Source organism: Agrobacterium sp. rho-13.3, assembly GCF_033957765.2.
Classification (GTDB): Bacteria; Pseudomonadota; Alphaproteobacteria; order Rhizobiales; family Rhizobiaceae; genus Agrobacterium.
Window position 1 is genome coordinate 1,584,073 of record NZ_CP192774.1, and the last position, 18,880, is coordinate 1,602,952.

The 18,880-nt window shown below is 57.3% G+C and carries 20 protein-coding genes and 2 tRNA genes; 9 read left to right on the forward strand and 13 right to left on the reverse strand.

From position 1 onward, the window contains the following. Positions 1–11: 11 nt before the first annotated feature. Positions 12–1,187, reverse strand: a complete 1,176-nt coding sequence (tuf, locus tag RMR16_RS07960; RefSeq protein WP_432353368.1) for an elongation factor Tu — start codon at positions 1,185–1,187, stop codon at positions 12–14. Positions 1,188–1,542: 355 nt separating this feature from the next. Here tuf and RMR16_RS07965 point away from each other — a divergent pair, with 355 nt between their 5' ends. Both RMR16_RS07965 and RMR16_RS07970 read left to right on the forward strand, forming a co-directional pair. Then, positions 1,543–2,175, forward strand: a complete 633-nt coding sequence (locus tag RMR16_RS07965) for a TerC family protein (protein WP_320202215.1) — start codon at positions 1,543–1,545, stop codon at positions 2,173–2,175. Positions 2,176–2,527: 352 nt separating this feature from the next. Then, entirely contained in the window at positions 2,528–2,650 is a 123-nt protein-coding gene (locus RMR16_RS07970) for a hypothetical protein (protein WP_320202214.1), read from the forward strand. Between the two features lie 51 nt (positions 2,651–2,701). Here the strand turns inward: RMR16_RS07970 and RMR16_RS07975 are convergent, their stop codons facing one another. Both RMR16_RS07975 and RMR16_RS07980 read right to left on the reverse strand, forming a co-directional pair. Then, positions 2,702–3,025: an MliC family protein gene (locus RMR16_RS07975; RefSeq protein ID WP_320202213.1), complete on the reverse strand. Its 324-nt coding sequence runs from the start codon at positions 3,023–3,025 to the stop codon at positions 2,702–2,704. A 161-nt stretch (positions 3,026–3,186) separates the two neighbouring features. After that, positions 3,187–3,603 (reverse strand): PAS domain-containing protein, encoded by a 417-nt coding sequence (locus RMR16_RS07980; RefSeq protein ID WP_320202212.1) that lies wholly within the window; start codon positions 3,601–3,603, stop codon positions 3,187–3,189. Positions 3,604–3,912: 309 nt separating this feature from the next. Here RMR16_RS07980 and RMR16_RS07985 point away from each other — a divergent pair, with 309 nt between their 5' ends. Next, positions 3,913–4,176 (forward strand): hypothetical protein, encoded by a 264-nt coding sequence (locus tag RMR16_RS07985; protein ID WP_320202211.1) that lies wholly within the window; start codon positions 3,913–3,915, stop codon positions 4,174–4,176. Between the two features lie 91 nt (positions 4,177–4,267). Here RMR16_RS07985 and RMR16_RS07990 read toward each other — a convergent pair whose 3' ends face one another. The 3 genes from RMR16_RS07990 to RMR16_RS08000 form a co-directional block, all read right to left on the reverse strand. Next, positions 4,268–4,489, reverse strand: a complete 222-nt coding sequence (locus RMR16_RS07990) for a type II toxin-antitoxin system HicB family antitoxin (RefSeq protein WP_320202210.1) — start codon at positions 4,487–4,489, stop codon at positions 4,268–4,270. An 84-nt stretch (positions 4,490–4,573) separates the two neighbouring features. Next, positions 4,574–4,647 (reverse strand) — tRNA-Gly (locus RMR16_RS07995). A gap of 25 nt (positions 4,648–4,672) precedes the next feature. Beyond that, positions 4,673–4,757 (reverse strand) — tRNA-Tyr (locus tag RMR16_RS08000). 290 nt (positions 4,758–5,047) lie between these two features. On the opposite strand from RMR16_RS08000, the gene RMR16_RS08005 reads away from it, so the two are divergent. Next, complete coding sequence (locus tag RMR16_RS08005) at positions 5,048–5,929, forward strand: TrmH family RNA methyltransferase (RefSeq protein ID WP_320202209.1); 882 nt, start codon at positions 5,048–5,050, stop codon at positions 5,927–5,929. A gap of 24 nt (positions 5,930–5,953) precedes the next feature. Continuing rightward, the gene (locus RMR16_RS08010; RefSeq protein ID WP_320202208.1) at positions 5,954–6,340 is read left to right on the forward strand and encodes an acyl-CoA thioesterase; all 387 of its coding nucleotides are present in this window, start codon (positions 5,954–5,956) and stop codon (positions 6,338–6,340) included. A 623-nt stretch (positions 6,341–6,963) separates the two neighbouring features. On the opposite strand, the gene RMR16_RS08015 is transcribed toward RMR16_RS08010, so the two are convergent. Further along, positions 6,964–8,145 carry a DUF1501 domain-containing protein gene (locus RMR16_RS08015; RefSeq protein ID WP_320202207.1) on the reverse strand — a complete coding sequence of 394 codons (1,182 nt, stop codon included), beginning with the start codon at positions 8,143–8,145 and terminating at the stop codon, positions 6,964–6,966. A gap of 5 nt (positions 8,146–8,150) precedes the next feature. Continuing rightward, positions 8,151–9,698, reverse strand: a complete 1,548-nt coding sequence (locus tag RMR16_RS08020; protein WP_320202206.1) for a DUF1800 domain-containing protein — start codon at positions 9,696–9,698, stop codon at positions 8,151–8,153. A gap of 163 nt (positions 9,699–9,861) precedes the next feature. Here RMR16_RS08020 and RMR16_RS08025 point away from each other — a divergent pair, with 163 nt between their 5' ends. Together RMR16_RS08025 and RMR16_RS08030 are read left to right on the forward strand one after the other, a co-directional pair. Further along, entirely contained in the window at positions 9,862–10,266 is a 405-nt protein-coding gene (locus tag RMR16_RS08025) for a DUF2946 family protein (RefSeq protein ID WP_320202205.1), read from the forward strand. Positions 10,267–10,420: 154 nt separating this feature from the next. After that, the gene (locus RMR16_RS08030) at positions 10,421–11,836 is read left to right on the forward strand and encodes a PepSY-associated TM helix domain-containing protein (protein WP_320202204.1); all 1,416 of its coding nucleotides are present in this window, start codon (positions 10,421–10,423) and stop codon (positions 11,834–11,836) included. Between the two features lie 188 nt (positions 11,837–12,024). On the opposite strand, the gene RMR16_RS08035 is transcribed toward RMR16_RS08030, so the two are convergent. The 4 genes from RMR16_RS08035 to RMR16_RS08050 all read right to left on the reverse strand — a co-directional run bounded on the left by RMR16_RS08035 (position 12,025) and on the right by RMR16_RS08050 (position 13,555). Then, positions 12,025–12,486 (reverse strand): GNAT family N-acetyltransferase, encoded by a 462-nt coding sequence (locus tag RMR16_RS08035; RefSeq protein WP_320202203.1) that lies wholly within the window; start codon positions 12,484–12,486, stop codon positions 12,025–12,027. Positions 12,487–12,490: 4 nt separating this feature from the next. Next, on the reverse strand, positions 12,491–12,772 hold the full coding sequence (locus RMR16_RS08040) for a type II toxin-antitoxin system RelE family toxin (protein ID WP_320202202.1): 282 nt from the start codon (positions 12,770–12,772) through the stop codon (positions 12,491–12,493). After that, positions 12,762–13,010: a type II toxin-antitoxin system Phd/YefM family antitoxin gene (locus tag RMR16_RS08045; protein ID WP_320202201.1), complete on the reverse strand. Its 249-nt coding sequence runs from the start codon at positions 13,008–13,010 to the stop codon at positions 12,762–12,764. The genes RMR16_RS08040 and RMR16_RS08045 overlap by 11 nt, the downstream gene beginning before the upstream one ends. A gap of 92 nt (positions 13,011–13,102) precedes the next feature. Further along, positions 13,103–13,555 (reverse strand): Lrp/AsnC family transcriptional regulator, encoded by a 453-nt coding sequence (locus RMR16_RS08050; RefSeq protein WP_320202216.1) that lies wholly within the window; start codon positions 13,553–13,555, stop codon positions 13,103–13,105. A gap of 120 nt (positions 13,556–13,675) precedes the next feature. Here RMR16_RS08050 and RMR16_RS08055 point away from each other — a divergent pair, with 120 nt between their 5' ends. After that, positions 13,676–14,644 (forward strand): nucleoside recognition protein, encoded by a 969-nt coding sequence (locus tag RMR16_RS08055; protein WP_320202200.1) that lies wholly within the window; start codon positions 13,676–13,678, stop codon positions 14,642–14,644. 181 nt (positions 14,645–14,825) lie between these two features. On the opposite strand, the gene RMR16_RS08060 is transcribed toward RMR16_RS08055, so the two are convergent. Continuing rightward, positions 14,826–15,179, reverse strand: a complete 354-nt coding sequence (locus RMR16_RS08060; protein WP_320202199.1) for a DMT family protein — start codon at positions 15,177–15,179, stop codon at positions 14,826–14,828. Between the two features lie 379 nt (positions 15,180–15,558). Between RMR16_RS08060 and uvrB the strand changes: the two genes are divergently transcribed. Then, positions 15,559–18,681 carry an excinuclease ABC subunit UvrB gene (uvrB, locus tag RMR16_RS08065; protein WP_320202198.1) on the forward strand — a complete coding sequence of 1,041 codons (3,123 nt, stop codon included), beginning with the start codon at positions 15,559–15,561 and terminating at the stop codon, positions 18,679–18,681. The last annotated feature ends 199 nt before the right edge of the window (positions 18,682–18,880 follow it).

Sequence of the window (18,880 nt, forward strand, 5' to 3'; positions counted from 1 at the left end):
TGCGAGTAAAATTACTCGACGATGCTTGCGACGATGCCAGCGCCGACGGTACGACCGCCTTCGCGGATCGCGAAGCGCAGCTTTTCTTCCATCGCGATCGGAACGATCAGTTCGACTTCAACAGTGACGTTGTCGCCTGGCATAACCATTTCCGTGCCTTCTGGAAGCGAAACGATACCGGTCACGTCCGTTGTACGGAAGTAGAACTGTGGACGGTAGTTCGTGAAGAACGGTGTATGACGACCGCCTTCTTCCTTCGTCAGAATGTAGGCTTCGGCGATGAACTTCTTGTGTGGCTTGACAGAACCTGGCTTGCACAGGATCTGACCACGCTCAACGCCGTCACGCTGTACGCCACGGATCAGCGCGCCAACGTTGTCGCCAGCCTGGCCCTGATCGAGCAGCTTGCGGAACATTTCAACGCCGGTCACAGTCGTCTTGGTCGTGGCGCGAATGCCGACGATTTCAACTTCTTCACCAACCTTGACGATACCGCGCTCAACGCGACCCGTGACAACCGTACCACGGCCAGAGATCGAGAACACGTCTTCGATCGGCAGCAGGAATGGCAGATTGATTGGACGCTCTGGTGTCGGGATGTAGGCGTCAACAGCAGCCATCAGTTCACGAATTGCGTCTTCGCCGATCTTCTTGTCAGAATCTTCAAGCGCAGCAAGAGCCGAACCCTTGACGATTGGAATATCGTCGCCTGGGAAGTCGTAGGACGACAGAAGTTCGCGAACTTCCAGTTCTACCAGTTCCAGCAGTTCTGCGTCGTCAACCTGGTCAACCTTGTTGAGGAACACGACGATGGCAGGAACGCCAACCTGACGAGCAAGCAGGATGTGCTCGCGGGTCTGTGGCATTGGGCCGTCAGCTGCGGAGCAAACCAGGATCGCGCCGTCCATCTGCGCAGCACCGGTGATCATGTTCTTCACGTAGTCGGCGTGGCCGGGGCAGTCAACGTGTGCATAGTGACGAGCAGGCGTCTCATACTCAACGTGGGCTGTCGAAATCGTGATGCCGCGCGCCTTTTCTTCCGGTGCAGCGTCGATTTGGTCATACGCCTTGAACTCGCCGAAATACTTCGTGATCGCAGCAGTCAACGACGTCTTGCCGTGGTCAACGTGACCGATCGTGCCAATGTTGACGTGCGGCTTATTGCGCTCAAACTTGCTCTTTGCCATGTGAATTGCTTCCTGTGAACGTGAAGTCGATTTCCCGGCGAACCGGTTTGGTGTCGCCGTTTAAGGCTTTGCAAGCGAATGCGCAAGACTTAATTGTAGCCGCACTCATTGCACGGCCAAAAGCGACAGGATTGCTTCCATATGGGGTGCCGATCGGCCAAGTCAACGCGGTGGCCCACACTCATCCACGATAAAACCCCGCCTCCTCTTTACGACAGGGTGATTCCTGTCATATTGCGGCATTATCACCCGAGGCACAGGGGCGGCGGACGCAGGCCATGCCTCTCCCTCCTGCCCCGCCTTTGCAAGCCGCCGTCTCCTGCGGCATCAATTCGCATCCGTTTCAGGATTTACCATGGAAATCTTTACTGCTGCCGGTTTCACGGCATTTCTTCAGGTCATAGCCATCGACCTCGTTCTGGCTGGTGATAATGCCATCGTTATTGGACTTGCCGCGGCCGGCCTTCCCGTCCACATGCGCAAGAAAGCCATTCTCGTCGGCATTATCGCGGCCACCGTTCTGCGCATCGCCTTTGCCGCGCTCACCGTGCAATTGCTTGCCATCGTCGGCCTCCAGCTTTTCGGCGGCCTGCTGCTGGCATGGGTGTGCTGGAAGATGTGGGCCGAACTGCGCGAACAGGGCGGATCGATCGGCGATGAAGTGACGGATGAAGAGGCCGATCTGACCAAGGGGCATAAAACCTTCTTTCAGGCCGCCACGCAGATCGTCATCGCAGATGTGTCCATGTCGCTGGATAACGTTCTTGCCGTGGCAGGTGCCGCGCAGGAACACGTGACAGTGCTGATTATCGGCCTCGTGGTCTCCATCGCGCTGATGGGTCTTGCTGCCAACTTCGTTGCAAAGCTGCTGCACCGCTACCGCTGGATTTCCTATGTCGGCCTCGCGGTCATCGTTTATGTCGCATTGAACATGCTTTACCACGGCGCCGTCGAAGTCTGGCCGTATCTACAGCCTTACCTCAGCTAGGGCATTTCCGAGCCAAAAGTGCGAAGCGGTTTTGCGTCCGGATAATGCGTTAAAACAAATAGATAGAGCGTTTTCGCGTTTCGGAGTTTTCGCGTTTCGGAGAAAGGCGGAAATGCTCTAACGCCGTCAGACATTTCTGCCTTCAAACCAAGGCCCGGAAGCCATCGATGTCCGGGCCTTTTTCTGTGTAGCAAAGACAGCACAGCTGATTCCGCTTTCGGCGACGCAGCCCCGGCACAACCCGCAAGTCGTAAAATTCGCCCGTATATTTTGGAGGTTGTCGTCAGCTTGGGACAAGCCTAGAGCGTCATTAATTTAGACATGACGCATAACTATAAAGGCAGCCTGAACAATGGCTTATGATTGGTCCGGCGGGCGCACCCGCCGTTTTCGCCAACTCAAACTTGGCGTTGCACTCGGCGCGTTTCTTCTCGCAATGCTTATCGTGCAGTTCTTCATCCACACATCCAGCTGAAACTCTGCGGCAACATCCGGCCTTTAAAAGCAGCGGTTGCCGCGCCTTCCCTCAGCCTTTGAACGTGTTGCACGGTGTCGGTGCGTTCATTTCCGGGTCGCGCATCAGATCATAAAGATCAGCCTCACTCCCCTTCGACCACCAGACATAAGGCCCACCGACATATTTTGCGCCGGATGCGGAAATCACATTCGACGCAATAATAACCGCGTTGCCGATAGACAGGCGCGCCAGGTTGACGCTGCCCGCATTGATATATGTCACAGATACTTTTTCTGATCCGCACTGGTAGGTCGCATCCACATGCTCAGCCTTTGTGTCGGCAGGCATGGAAATGGTGATGTCATCCGCAAACACTGACGTCGTGATTGCCATGATAAAAACTGCCGCCGTAAAAATTCGCTTCAAAAAATCGCCCCATGTATCGCAAATGCATGATCCGGCCCACGCCGAAGGCCACCACCTTAGCGGTGAATATGGCTTCTTGCGGTTTTCAGGCTGTATTTGCGTAAAAATATCGGCGAAGGCGCCTCGTCTTACTGCGTCACAACCGGCTCATTGGCGTTGGATGCTTCCGTGCTGCTGGTGTAGGGGCAATCACCGAAAACAACACCGGTAAACAGCGTCGCGACGCCGTCCACATAACGAAAGCATTTTCCGATTTCCGTAATTTTGACAAAGCCGTCATCCCGACGAACCCGGTAGACCATTTCAAAAGAGTCGCCAGCAAGAACAGAGTTCTTGATCCCCTCCAGCACGTGCGGCAAGTCGTCCTCGTGGATCAGCGACATCATCCGTTCCGCAGGCAACCCGCCATCCAGTTCGCCTATGGAAAGCCCCATAATTTGAGCGAATGTCTCATCTGCCCAAAACAGGTTTAGCTGAACATCCCACGCATAAAACCCGCCAAGGTTCAATGCAACATAACGCTGTAGTGGGGTGTTTTTAGGCATATTCAATCCAGGATTTATTCGTCGTCAATATGCCCTATTTCACAATATCTAGAAACCGCATAATAAGGCGAAATTGTGATTATCATAGAATAATTTAATGGGTGCGAAATCGCCTGATCCGACGAATTATTGCCGGTTAAAAACCATTTCAACATCATGATAACAGGCTAAAATCATTTCATAATCCGATATTTTCAAAGGTCAAAATCATGAAGGTGAACTGCGATTTATATACAACCATAGGCAGAAATAAGTCTTAAATGAGGCGTAAAAAAGACATATTGCAGCCATAATTCAAAATCGGCCCTTATGAAAACGACCATAACTATGAGTGTTGCGGCAAAGGCGCTCGCATCCTGCGCGTCCAAAGCATCCGACATCGAAGCGGCCTATGTTTCTCCAACGCTTTATCAACAACTCAGTTCCAAGCAACTCGCAGAGGAGGCAACAACCGTTTCCTCACGCGCCATCGCCGCAGCAGGTGTTCAGGATAAAAAAGCCATCGAAGACGCCTCCCGCCGCAAGGGTTGCGGCATCACGTTCCAGACGGAAAAACCGAAGAAGAAGGCATGAAGCTCCATTGCAGCACAGAAGCAGACCTCTCGACAAAACAAAAAGCCGGGCATTGCCCGGCCTTTATACTGTTTAACCCACCATCTCTGCGTTACGCGTCACGGCGGTTTTCGTGCGATGGTACGGGAGCATCACGTCCCAGTTCCCCTGCGGCTTCAAGCCAGCAGGCAATGGCGTCTTCAACGTTGTGCCCGGCTTCTTCGTAAGTCTCCCCGTCAGACATGCAGCCGGGAAGATCAGGCACACTCACCACATATCCTCCACCGTCTTCATCTTTCAACGGTTCAATGATGACTCGGTAACCATACGTCATCTGCTTCTCCTTACCGCGTCGGCATAAGTTAAGAATCAAACATGACACAAGTGACACGAATTAAATGTAAATGATTGGAATGCTTGGAGCGGGTAGCGGGAATCGAACCCGCGTATTCAGCTTGGAAGGCTGCTGCTCTACCATTGAGCTATACCCGCGGCGGTGGTTTCGATCCGTGCAGAATGGTGGAGGAAGTTGGATTTGAACCAACGTAGGCTGAGCCAACGGATTTACAGTCCGTCCCCTTTAACCACTCGGGCATTCCTCCAGTATTCTGCGAGGATCAAGCAACCAAGCTTAACCAGATTTCCGTTGCGGCGCGTCGCCGTTTCGTCGTCTGTGGCCGCGTATATGACTGCCCTCGCCGCGTCTGTCAACACGATCTGTGACGAAAATTCAGGAAAAATTCGAACAGAGTCATAGGCCTGTGGATTACCGAGCATGTCGCACAAAACTCAGAAACGATTTTCACAATGCAGGCCACCTCCCACGCAACGGAAAGATCGTGAACCGCTGTAAGGTACTGGTGCGAGCGCTGCGCTAAAGATATAAGGCGGCATGAGCAAAGACGATCCCAACGAAAAATCCACCCGCGACACTCACTATGCAACGCTGCGCCGTCAGGTCCGCGATGCCAAGCGTGAACGTGGCGAAATTCCCACGCCCGCTTTTCAGAAGCGCAAGCCGCGAGGCGGAGAGGACTGGAAGGCGCCGCAGCTGGCGCCCGACCAGGTGCATCTCTATGGCCTGCACACCGTGCGCGCCGCCCTTGCCAACAAGGAACGCCAGATCGTCAAGCTGTCGGTGACCATGAACGCGCTGGCGCGTTTGGAAATCGGCACGGCGGAAGAACAGACGTTTCCGGTGGACATGGTATCCCCGCAGGATATCGACAAGGTTCTTGGCCCAGACGCCATCCACCAGGGCGTGATGCTGGAAACCAAACCGCTGCCGATGCGCAAGCTGTCTGCCCTGAAGGACAGCCCGCTGATTCTCGTTCTGGATCAGGTTACAGACCCGCACAATGTCGGCGCGATCATGCGTTCGGCCGTTGCCTTCAACGCTGGCGCGCTGATCACCACCATGCGCCACAGCCCCACCGAGTCAGGCGTGCTGGCAAAGTCCGCGTCCGGCGCACTGGAATTGATCCCTTATATCCAGATCACCAATCTGGCCGATGCGCTGGGCGATCTGCACAAGCTGGGCTTCACCTCCATCGGGCTTGATTCGGAAGGCCCCGCCCCCATCGAAGGCACATTCAGCGGCGAAAAGATCGCGCTGGTTCTGGGTGCCGAAGGCAAGGGTCTGCGCCAGAAGACGCGCGAGACCGTGTCCGCACTGGCGCGTCTCGACATGCCCGGCGAAATCAAATCGCTGAACGTTTCGAATGCAGCGGCCATTGCGCTTTATGCCGCCCGGCAATTCCTGACCAAATCATAACCACCACCGTATATTGGAGCACCAATGCCAGACTTGACCAAACCGACCGGCGAACTCACGCTTCGCACGCTTGCCATGCCTGCGGATGCCAATCCGGCGGGTGATATTTTCGGCGGTTGGGTCATGTCACAAATGGACTTGGCAAGCGGCATCCGCGCCGCAGAACGTGCCCGCTGTCGCGTGGTCACCGCAGCCGTCAAGGAAATGGCCTTCGAACTTCCGGTCAAAATCGGCGATACTCTGTCCATCTATACGGAGATTACCCGGGTTGGCCGCACCTCGATCACCCTCACAGTCGAAGCGTGGGCGCAGCGCTCACGCTACGAAATTCTGGAGAAGGTCACAGCCGGAACCTTCATCATGGTCGCGATGGATGAGCACGGCAAACCAACGCCGATTGCCCAGGGCTAAAAAGCACACAGGAGCGTCGTTGCCATCTGCCGCGACGCTCTTCCCCTTGCGTGTAAATTCTAGAAACACATCCTTGATTTCGGCTACACTTCGCGAGATAAAACCCCAGATTTCGACCTTGGTAAGTTACACTTATAGGCGATAAACTTGGGGAATACTGTGATTACATCACGCGTTTTAATTATCGGGACTTTGGCAGCATGTCTCGTTGGCTGCAGTTATTCGAAAACAGCAGACATTGAACTTCAGACGAACGCAAAGGGTCAACTTGTTTCCACACGGATTGTAAAACCTTCCGGATACCAAAAGGCCGACATATTGGCCGTGGAAACTGCGAAACGAAATTTTCGGACCAAAGTTCGCGATCCGAAACCCAATCAAACCTACAATCAAACCGTGAACGTCATCTATACGATGACCCCGTGAAAAAGTGGCACGGGCTCCATGAAGGGGACTTCGTCATGGTGGCGAACCCGCGGTTATTGTGACAAACTGAAATCCCCAGGTCGGCACAACAAACGCTGACCTCATCCTGAGGCGCGAAGGCGAAGCCGTAGCCTCGAAGGATCGGCCCCGGCCTCCAGATCCTTCGACAAGCTCAGGATGAGGAACCCTCTGGCACCTCACACCTTCAAATAAGCCGAAGACCGGTCGAAGCTCAGCCCCGGAAATATCCCGTTCGTCAGGGCTTCGCTGCCCACATCGAACTGCCGGTAAAGCATGGCGGCGGCGAGTTCGCGCACGTCGCCTGTTGGCATCAGGTCGCGGTCGTCGAGAAGTTTGCCGTCGCCCAGACCGGGGAAGTTGCCCAGCACACGCCCGCCATCGATGCCGCCACCGGCCAGAATGGAAACGCCGCCGGTGCCATGGTCGGTGCCACCGGTGCCGTTTTCCCGCACCGTGCGCCCGAATTCGGTCATCGCCAGCACCACGGTCTTTTTCCACACGTCCGGCCCCAGCGCGTCTTTCAGCGAGGTCAGCGCGATGGTCAGGTCTTTCACCGTGCGGGCAAATTGCCCCTTCTGGCCCGCATGTGTATCCCAGCCATCCACGGAAAAGCTGGCTATGCGGTAATCCTCGCGCAGCAAACCGCCCGCTAGCTTGGCAACATCACGGATGCCCTGCCCGCGTTTTTCATCCTGAAACAGCTGTTCGGCGGACATGTCCGTGCGCAGCGCTTCCGCCAGCACACGGCTGAAATCCGCGTCATTGGCATAAAGCCGCTTGAAGAACCCCACATCATCCGCCGCCATCGTCATGTTGGAGGTGGAGGCCCAGACATCGGCCTCATTCGGCCCCGAAAGAATCAGCTCCATCGATGTGTTGATGTCGATCGCCTTGCGGTCGGTGGAACGTGGCATGACCGAAAGCGCCCGGTTCAGCCAGCCGGTGCGTTCACCATGCACCGCTTCCGCGCCGCTTTCCAGCATATCCTGCCCATCGAAATGGCTGCGCTGGTCGCGGTACGGTGTGGACACCGCATGGACGAAGGCAAGCTCCTTGGCCTGCCACAGCGGCATCAAAGATTGTGCCGCCGGGTTAAGTCCGAAATGCCCGTCGAGATCGATCAGCCCGGTATCCGGCGTCAGCGCCAAGGTCGGGCGGAACCCGGCAAAGGCGGCATCGCCATAGGGCTGCACCAGATCCAGCCCATCCATCGCCCCGCGCAATACGATGGTCACGAAGCGGTTTTCACCCGGCATGGCGGCGAAACTGACCGGCGAAAACACCGGCACCGCTGCCGCGCAACAGGCGGTCGCCAAAAAACTACGACGGCTGATGAGCATATCCTGAGAGAAGGCCATGGGTGCTATCTCCTGTTGAATTCGGGCGAAGAAAGCGCCAGCGTCATGCCGCTCACACGGTTGGGCGCTTGGCTGACCACGCGGATGGTGTCATCACGCGCCATGTCGGCCATGGCGATTTCCAGAAGCCGTTTCGGCTCCATGTCTCCACCCAGTGAATTGGATGCCTTGCGCGCCCACAAAATGCGCTCGCTCATCTGGCTGGGGGAAAGCCAGGACGCGACACCCTCTTCAAAACCGGCGGGGCTTGGCGGTTGCCACACGGGCTGTCCCATGCGCCGCAGCGAGGCCAGCGTCAGGGTCCGCGCAAGGCTTTGCTTGGCGTTCGGCTTCGGCGCCTGCGCCGTGTCTGGCGGTGCATCCGCTTTCATGTCAGGCGCTGGCTTGTCCATCACCATCTGGTCGTTGGCGGGCTGCGCATCGCCCTGTTTCATTGCTGCCTGCGCCATGGCAAGCGCGGGCGTCACATCATCATCACCTGCTGGTGACATTTTGTCTTTCCAGTTCTTTTCAGTAATGCCGAATGCCCGAAGGCCAGACACCACATAGTCAAACGGCAGCTTCATCTTGCGCCCCGGCTCTGCCCATGCGCGTGGATGGTTCAGCATGGCGGCATAGACCTTCACCAGTTGCCCGTTGCTCGCCTTCCACTCGTCCACCATGGCGCTCACCACGTCTGGCGGCGCTTCGTCGGCAAGGAAATGTGTCGCCAGTTTGTGGCACACATGCAGCGCGGTTTCCGGCCTCGTGGCCAGATCATCCAGCATATCCAGACAGTCATCTGCCGTGCGCTTGCGCCCGCCATAAGACACACCCAGAACCTTGATCTGCCCCGGTTCCGCCATGCGTGGGCGAAACAGCATTTCATAACGGTCATCCACCGTCATGCCGGTCAGCACCAGCGCAGCGGAGCGCACGTCTGTCTGCGTATAACCGCTGCCTGCGCCCATGGTGTGCAGTTCCAGCAGCTCACGACCCAGATTTTCATTCAGCCCGCGTTTGCGGTCTTCGGCAGCAACCGATTCCGGCCCTGCGGAACGGTTCTGATCCAGATAGATCAGCATGGCAGGGTGAAGCACCGCCGCTTGCAACAAATCCCGAAACGGCCCGGCCAGATGCGGGCGGATCGCCTCCACCTCGTAGAGCGGCGTTATCGCCCGCATTGGCAGGGATTTGCGCGCATTGACGGAAAAATGGTCGACCCAGAAAGACGCCAGCCGTTCATGAAACCCATAGGGTGAAAACACTGCCTGCATCACCCGCGCCAGGCTATCGCGCTGAAAACTATGCTCGGCATTTCGCTGCAACAGCACGCGGGCATCGCGGTCCGTCTGGCCGCCATTGTTGGCGGGACGAATGGCAACCAGCCTGTCTGCAAGGTCATCAGAACGCTGCCGCGCCTCGAACACCCCACCCAATGGAAAGAACGTGTCTTTCAGCGGTGCATCGGCCAGCTGCACCAGCAAATCGTCCGGGTTTCGGTTCAGTACCTGGCCGGGTGAAAGCCCGTAACCATAGCGGATCGCCGCCATCGTTGGAGAAAAGGGAGCCATTTCCGCCACTCCTGCCAACAGAAAGATTGCCGTGAGAATCTCCGTCAATTCTGGCAAAAAAGTTGCCAAATCATGGCTTTTTCCCGACATGGACAATTTGTAATTCAAGCCCAAAACATCGTGTCGCAGTGACAGGGACAAAAAACTGTGGCACTGCCAAACCATGAGGTTCATTCGCAAAATCATGCAGGATCGCAGTTCGGCTGGCGCTATCGCCACGCTGGCGCTTTTGCTGTTTTTGCTGCAAGGCCTCGCAAATGGCGTTGCCCATGGCAGCATGGCCGCCATGGCGCTGGCAGCGGATGACATCATCTGTTCCAGCCACATGCCGGAAGGCGCCACCGGCAAACAAGACCCGGCCAGCAAGGCCGATAAGAGTTGCTGCGGCACGCTCTGTCGGCTGGCCTCCGCCTCCGCCGTCGCTCTGCTGGTGACACCCACCGAACTGGCGGGCAACGTCGTTCCAAAGGTCGACGTCACCTTCCTGCGTCATGAAGCGACGCTGCCGCCTTCCCCACCCAACCGGGACTCGCAACCCCGCGCCCCGCCCATCCCCCCGCAACGTTAAGATCACCCAACCGGCCCGCCGGAAAACCCAGAGCATTTCCAACAAAAGTGCAAAGCGGTTTTGCGTCAGAATAATCTGTTAAAACAAATAGATAGAGCATTTTCGCGTTTCGGAGAAAGGCGGAAATTCTCTCGTCACCTTGCGGAGACATTGCATGTCCGTCACCACCTCCTTCGAAGCGGAGCGCGCGCCTGCGCACTCTTCTTCCGCCAATCTGTACCGCGCCGTCTGGCGCTGGCATTTTTATGCCGGTCTTCTCGTCCTGCCGTTCCTGATAACGCTATCCCTCACCGGCGCGCTGTATCTCTTCAAGGATGAAATCGACACCATCGTCCACGCGGATTTGAAGCGCATCGAAGCCATAAAGAACGCGCCACAAGCCAATCCGTCGGATATCATCGCGGCCGCCCTCGCCGCCGTTCCCGGCACCGCCGTCAAATACACAACACCCGCAGATCCAGCCGCCTCGACGGAAATCACCGTCAACACCGCAGATGGCAAACGCGCCGTTTATGTGAACACCTACACCGGCGAAACGCTCGGCTCGCTGCCAGATCGCGGCACCGTCATGTGGACGATCCGGTATCTCCACAGCCTGAAATATTTCGGCACCTTCGCCCGCTATTTCATCGAAATCGCCGCGGGCTGGTCCATCCTTCTGGTCGCTACGGGCATCTATCTCTGGTGGCCGCGCAAACAAACCGGCGGCGTCATCACCGTGCGCGGCACGCCCAGAAAGCGCGTTTTCTGGCGCGATACCCACGCCGTTACCGGCATTTTCGTCGGCTTCTTTATCGTCTTTCTCGCCATATCAGGAATGCCATGGTCCGGCGTCTGGGGCGGTAAAGTCAATGAATGGGCCAATGGCAGCAATTTCGGATATCCCGCAGGCGTGCGCACAGACGTGCCCATGTCGGGGGAACGTCTGGATGAGGTCGCCAAAACCTCATGGTCGCTGGAACAGGCAAAAATCCCCGTTTCCGAAGGGCACGATCACGGCCAACATGTCGAGCAAGACACTGCCGAACCCACCGACACCAGCAATGCGATATCCCCCATCGGCATCGATCAAGCCATCGCCCGCTTCAACGGCCTCGGCCTCACCCCCGGTTACACGGTTGCCCTGCCCAGCAAACCCACCGGCGTCTACAGCGGCTCCATCTACCCGGACGACCTCGCACAACAGCGCGTCATCCATCTGGATCAATACAGTGGCAAACCGTTGATCGACATGAGTTACGCCGATTACGGCCCGCTGGGCAAAGGTCTGGAATGGGGCATCAACGTCCATATGGGCCAGCAATACGGCCTCGCCAACCAGATCATTCTGGCGATCGCCTGCCTTGCCATCATCCTCCTGGCCATCTCCGGCGGCATCATGTGGTGGAAACGCCGCCCAGCGGGCTCCCTCGGCGTCCCGCCCCTGCCTCAACAAAAGAACGTCCTGCGCGGATTGCTGGCACTTCTGGCGATCGGCGGCGTGCTGTTCCCGCTGGTGGGGGTGAGTTTGGTGATTATGCTGGCGCTGGATTTTGTCGTGCAGAGAATGGCGAAACGCCGCTCGGTTTGAAAACTGGGCCGGGAGCAATCCCGGCACCTCTTCCTTTCCTTCCCTCATTCCTGTGCTCGTCACAGGAATCCAGTTGGCGCGCGTCTGCGCGGCGAAGAACTCTTTTCAGCCCAAGGACTTGGGCTGGCTGGATTCCTGTGACGAGCACAGGAATGAGGAAAAGAGCGTGCAACTTGCCGTAAGGCACCTCATCCCACCCGGTAAACCTTACAAACCAATCCCTCCGGCGTGCGATACGTGCGAAACCCCATCGCCTCGTAATAGCCCTGCCCCAGCACATTATCGGCTCCAATACTCGCATCGATATTCTCGAGACCGGCGGCCTTGGCGGCTTCCAACGTTGCGCTAAACAAGGCAGAGCCAACGCCCTGCCGGGCCGCCGATGGACTGACATGGGTGCCGATGATGCCCCAGCCTTCTGCTACGCCGTAGGGGTTGTCGGGTCTCGCATAGGTGAGAGACTGAAAGCCGATAATTCGGCCCTCAGCGTTTTCAGCCACCGTGCATTTGATGTTGTCTTCGCGCTGAAGATAGACTCGGACGATCGTCTCTATATCCCGCGGCGTCTTGCGCAGGCCCGCCGCAAAAATCTCATTCTGCACCGCCGCCATGCCTTCCGCGTCTTCCGCCGTCGCAGGTCGAACTTTCATGCCATTACCTTCGGTCTGCAAGTTTATAAACCTCTCCGCGTTCACGCTTCCCCACCGCAATCACGACAACGAGTATCTCTGCATCGCGGACTTCGTAAACCAAGCGACAACCCGCACCGCGCAGCTTGATTTTATAGCGGTCATGATGTCCTGAAAGTTTGACGGACGGCACACGCGGACTGTCCAACCGTTCCGCCAGTTTCTTTTTAAACTGCTCCCGCGTGTTGCTGTCCAGCTTTCGCCATTCCTTCAACGCGGCATCCAAAAAACCTAATTCAAAGGTCATCGAGCTTTACACGAATGATAGCATCGCTGGCGCGAGCATCCGCTATGGCGTTCAGCTCCATATCGTCGAGACGTTCCATCATCGCCTCGTAAGCCTTGGCAGGCACACAATAAAAAGCTGGTTCGTTGCGGTTGAGAATTGCCACGGGCGCTCCTTCTCCTGCGGCGACAGTGCCCATCGGATTTCTCTTCAACTCGGAAACACTCGCCGTCATCTCGGCCAGAACAACATGCGCCATATCTACACCTCAACACCATAAAGAGTGCTTATAATAGCACTCTTAACAGGTCTTTCAAGACTGGCACCGAGCACTCGTCTGCAAAATCCCGATCACAGCCGAATCGCCGTTTCCTCTTTCGCCGTCCGGATGATGATCATCGTCACGAACCGGACGACATTGGTTTGATCGCTGAACAGCCGGTCGCACAGCGTGTCGAATTCTTCCATATCCCGCAAGCGCAGCATCAGAACCACGTCCGTTGCGCCTGTGACCGCATAGGCTTGCGCCACCGCCTCTTCGGCAATCGCGATGTCCAGAAAGCGGCGCATATGCTGCTCGCCGTGCAACTTCAGTTCAACCGTCACCAAAGCCTTGATACCCCGCCCAGCCTTGGCGGGATTGAGGATTGCGACGATGCGGTCGATCATGCCGGATTTGCGCAGGCGCTGCACGCGGCGCAGGCAACTGGAGGGAGACAGGCCCACCTCATCCGCCACATCGATATTGGTGCGCGATGCATCGCGCTGCATCAGGTTCAGAAGTTTGCGGTCGATCCCATCCATTCCGACAGAATAGTCAGCAACAGCATATTTGCAATAAAATTGCACAGTTGTGCAATCTTTGACCAAAAATTCGAAGCGGTCTGCGCTAGCAGATGGAGACAATTTTGAGGGAAGTCTCCGATGCAGTTTTTGAAGCCTGTTCTCCGTCAAAGCCGGGATACACTTGATATCTATTGGGTCCTCGTGCGGATCACGGTTCCCATCGCCATTCTGACGGAACTGCTATCGAGAATGGGAGTGATCGAAGCGGTCTCCCCCGTTTTCGCACCCGTCATGAACCTCGTTGGTCTGCCCCCCGAACTGGGTCTGGCCTGGTTGACAGCCTTGATCATCGGCATTTGGGGCGCTGTGCCGCTCATCTTCACGCTCGTTCCCGCGTCCTCGCTCAGCGCGGCCGACGTTACGATTTTCTCGGCGCTCATCCTGTTTGCGCACGGTCTGCCCATCGAACAAAAGATCATCCAGAAAGCCGGTCCCGGCATGATTGCAACAACGACGCTGCGCGTCGGCGGCGGTTTGCTCTACGCTTTTCTGCTGCACCATCTTTTGCAGGCCACCGGCTGGTTATCCGGCCCGGTGAACCCCGCCTGGATTCCCATGTCTGCGACACCCGATTGGCCTGACTATTTCCGCGGCCTTGGCGAAACGATGGTCTGGATGCTCATCATCCTCTTCATCCTCTGCTGGAGCCTCGAAATCCTCAAAATCACAGGGCTGATGAAGCTGATGATGACCGCCCTGGAACCCGTCCTGCGCCTTGCAGGGATCAAGGGCGAAGCGGCACATCTCACCGCGATCGGATTGTTCCTCGGGATTTCCTACGGCGGCGGCCTTCTCATTCGCGAAGCGAGATCCGGCACGATATCACCGCGCCAGATTTTCCTATCCTGCGTCTTCATGGGTTTCGCCCACAGCATCATCGAGGACACGCTTATTCTGGTCGCTTTGGGCGCAGATGTTTACGGCATTCTGATCGGAAGGCTCGTTTTCGCCGTCACCGCAACAGCAGCAATCGCCGCCGTGCTCCACCGCCTGTCCGACAAAACATTCTTCACGAGAATATTCCGCCCGCAGGTTCGAGAAGCATAACGGCGTTCACCTCAAGACTTCCGGCGATGCTGACAACACCCCAGCCGGTAATTTGTGTGACAGCCAGTATCAAAAATACGGAAACGGTGCGTGACATCCCCGCATGTTACCCATGCCGTATGTCACGCATTTGACAACAGCTTCACCGGCACGGCAGAGCAGAATCTGCCCTCAAACCCTCTCAAGACTTGAAGAGGAAAGACGCGCCGAATGCGATCAGGGCAAAGCCGATGACGTGGTTGATCGTCAGGCTTTCCTTCAGCCAAAACACCGAAAACAGTGCGAAGACGGTGAGCGTGATGACTTCCTGCATGGTCTTCAACTGCGCGGTCGAATAGACCTCCGAGCCCATGCGGTTGGCTGGCACGGCGAGGCAATATTCGAAGAAGGCGATGCCCCAGCTGGCCAGAATTGCCAGAAACAGGGCGCTGCCCTTGTGCTTGAGGTGCCCGTACCAAGCGAAAGTCATGAACACGTTGGATGCAATCAGCATCACGACAGGCCAGATGTGAGCGGGACTGATGGAAAAAGGCATGATCGACCTTTGGGAAATGGGGGGACAGGGAAGAGAAAAACCGAAACATGGAACCTGTGGCGGCTTGCGGCGTCTTGCTTAGCGCAGACGACAGAAAACCGGAACAGTATTTTAGCACGCCGACAGCCTCGCTGCTGCGGCGCGGGAAAACGCCAAAGCCCTGATCCGGTTCCAGAGCGCACAATGTTTCCTTTTTGTACTCAAATTTTCACCGCCGCCCCTTTCCTTTCAACCGGACTCTCTCCATATTCCGCCTATGGCTAAAACTCCGAAAAAATCTCCCGCCTCGCAACAACCGGGCGAAGCCCGGCAAGGGCAAGTGCCCGTCGCGGATCGTTCCGCGTCCCCTGCGGAGGCGAGCCTGAAAGGCGATCGCGCCGTGAGCAGAAAAAATGGTTTTGAGGAAGCTCCACAGGCATCGTTCGAAGGCGCACCCCTGTCAGGTTCGGTTTCCGACTGGGTGAAGCAGCTCGAAGCGGAGGCGGAGGCATCCTCGGTCGAAACGCAACGTGAGGTCGCCTCCAAGGCGGGCAAGCACCGCAAGAAAATCGAGATCGAAGCGCGCAAACAGGCCATAGACGAAGCCGCCAAGGCCAGCGCCGCCAGCGTCAACAAAAAGGCCACCGCGCAGAAAACCGCGCGTGGCGTGTCCATTGGTGCATCCAACGACCCGAAAACCCGCGCCGCCGCCGGCCTCAACCCGGTCGCGGGCATGGATGTCAGCCTTGAGGATGCCGAAAACCTCGCCACCGGCGCGGTAACTGCCACGGTCGAGGCGCTGTCCGCGCTCATCGAAAGCGGCAATCCGCTGTTCAAGGATGGCAAGTTGTGGACCCCGCACCGCCCGGCCCGCCCGCCAAAATCCGAGGGCGGCATTGCCATCCGTATGCAGTCGGATTTCGAACCGGCAGGCGATCAGCCAACGGCGATTGCCGATCTGGTCGAAGGTATCAATTCCGGCGAACGCTCTCAGGTGCTGCTCGGCGTCACCGGCTCCGGCAAGACTTTTACGATGGCCAAGGTCATCGAAGCCACCCAGCGCCCGGCCGTCATTCTCGCGCCCAACAAGACGCTGGCAGCGCAGCTCTATTCGGAGTTCAAGAATTTCTTCCCCGATAATGCGGTGGAATATTTCGTCTCCTATTACGATTATTACCAGCCGGAAGCCTATGTGCCGCGCTCGGATACCTTCATCGAAAAGGAATCCTCGATCAACGAACAGATCGACCGTATGCGCCACTCCGCCACCCGCTCGCTGCTGGAACGGGATGATTGCATCATCGTCGCCTCCGTTTCCTGCATTTACGGTATCGGCTCGGTCGAAACCTACACCGCCATGACCTTCCAGATGGCGATTGGCGACAGGCTGGATCAGCGCCAGCTTCTGGCCGATCTCGTGGCCCAGCAATACAAGCGCCGCGATATGGATTTCCAGCGCGGCTCGTTCCGCGTGCGCGGCGATACGATCGAAATCTTCCCCGCCCACTTGGAAGATGCCGCCTGGCGCATCTCCATGTTTGGCGATGAGATCGACAGCATCACCGAGTTCGATCCCCTCACCGGCCAGAAAACCGGCGATCTGCAATCGGTCAAGATTTACGCCAACTCGCACTATGTCACGCCGCGCCCCACGCTGAACGGCGCCATCCGTTCCATCAAGGAAGAGCTGAAAGGCCGCCTTGCCGAGCTGGAAAAGGCAGGACGCCTGCTGGAAGCCCAGCGGCTGGAACAGCGCACCCGCTACGATATCGAAATGCTGGAAGCCACCGGCTCCTGCGCCGGCATCGAGAACTATTCCCGTTACCTCACAGGCCGCAGCCCCGGAGAGCCGCCGCCGACCCTGTTTGAATATATCCCCGACAACGCCCTGCTGTTCATCGATGAAAGCCATGTGTCCGTCAGCCAGATCGGCGGCATGTACCGGGGCGACTTCAGGCGCAAGGCGACGCTGGCCGAATATGGCTTCCGCCTGCCCTCCTGCATGGACAACCGCCCGCTGCGCTTCGAGGAATGGGATGCCATGCGCCCGCCAACCGTCGCCGTGTCGGCCACCCCCGGCAATTGGGAAATGGAACAATCCGGCGGCGTGTTTGCCGAACAGGTCATCCGCCCCACCGGCCTCATCGATCCGCCGGTCGAAATCCGCTCCGCCCGCAGCCAGGTGGATGACGTGCTGGGCGAAATCCGCGAAACGGCGCAGGCCGGATACCGCACACTCGTCACCGTGCTGACCAAGCGCATGGCGGAAGACCTGACAGAATATCTGCATGAACAAGGCGTGCGCGTGCGCTACATGCACTCGGATATCGACACGCTGGAGCGCATCGAAATCATCCGCGATCTGCGCCTCGGCGCCTTCGACGTGCTGGTGGGCATCAACCTGCTGCGCGAAGGTCTGGACATTCCCGAATGTGGTTTCGTCGCCATTCTGGATGCCGACAAGGAAGGCTTCTTGCGCTCGGAAACGTCCCTCATCCAGACAATCGGACGTGCGGCGCGTAACGTCGATGGCAAGGTCATTCTTTATGCGGACAACATCACCGGCTCGATGAAGCGGGCGATGGAAGAAACCTCGCGCCGCCGCGAAAAGCAGGTGGCCTACAACACCGAACACGGCATCACGCCTGAATCCGTCAAGGCGCGCATCTCGGACATTCTCGATTCAGTCTATGAACGCGACCACGTCAGAGCCGATATATCAGGCACATCAGGCAAGGGCTTCGCCGATGGCGGCCATCTGGTCGGCAACAATTTGCAGGCCCACCTCAACGCGCTGGAAAAATCCATGCGCGACGCCGCCGCCGATCTCGACTTCGAAAAAGCCGCCCGCCTGCGCGACGAAATCAAACGCCTCAAAGCCGCCGAACTCGCCGCCATGGACGACCCGATTGCCAAGGAAGAAGCCAAATCGCTGGAGGGCGGAAAAAAGGGCAAAGCCAATCCTTCGAGGCTCCGCCCTTCGGGCTCCGCGCCTCAGGATGAGGACCGTGGTGCCGGTGGCCTTTATGGCGAAAACGGTACGACGCCTAACCCGAATGGTGAAGACCGTGCGGCTCTGAGCAATACTGGTGAAAACCGCGATATTCGAAGCCCTAACGGCAAAGACCACGCAACAATGAGCCCTCATGGTGAGGAGGCCCAAAGGGCCGTCTCGAACCAGGAGGGCGGCACCTCCAAATCCCTCTTCGCCAAACCCGACCTGGACAATATGGGCCCCGGCACAGACACCGCCAAACCCCTGTTCCGCAAAAACGCCTTGGACGAAATGACCGTCGGCCGCACGGAAAAACCCGTGCGGGGCAAGGCACCCGAAAAGCCATCCACCGAACCCGGCAAACGTGTCTCTCCGCTGCTCGAAGGCCAGCCCGAACGCGCGGCAGGCGGCAAAGACGACCCCCGCCCTATCGTGCGTGGCAAAGTCGGCGCAGGTTCATATGAAGACCCGGCGGATCAGAAGCGTAAGGGTAGGACGAAGGGGAAGACGGGGAGACCGGGGCGTTAGAGCCGCAGCGAAAGCATTTCTGCTATGGCAATTCATTTTTGTCATGCAATATTTGGTTGAGCACAAAATTTCCACTAGTTGTCTAGCGGCGAGCGATAACTGAGGCTGTCATACAGCATCTAGCAATCTTGCTTTACCAAACGCTCGAGGCAGACAAGCAAACTCAGCATCACCAATCGCGAATACGTCTATTTGCTAT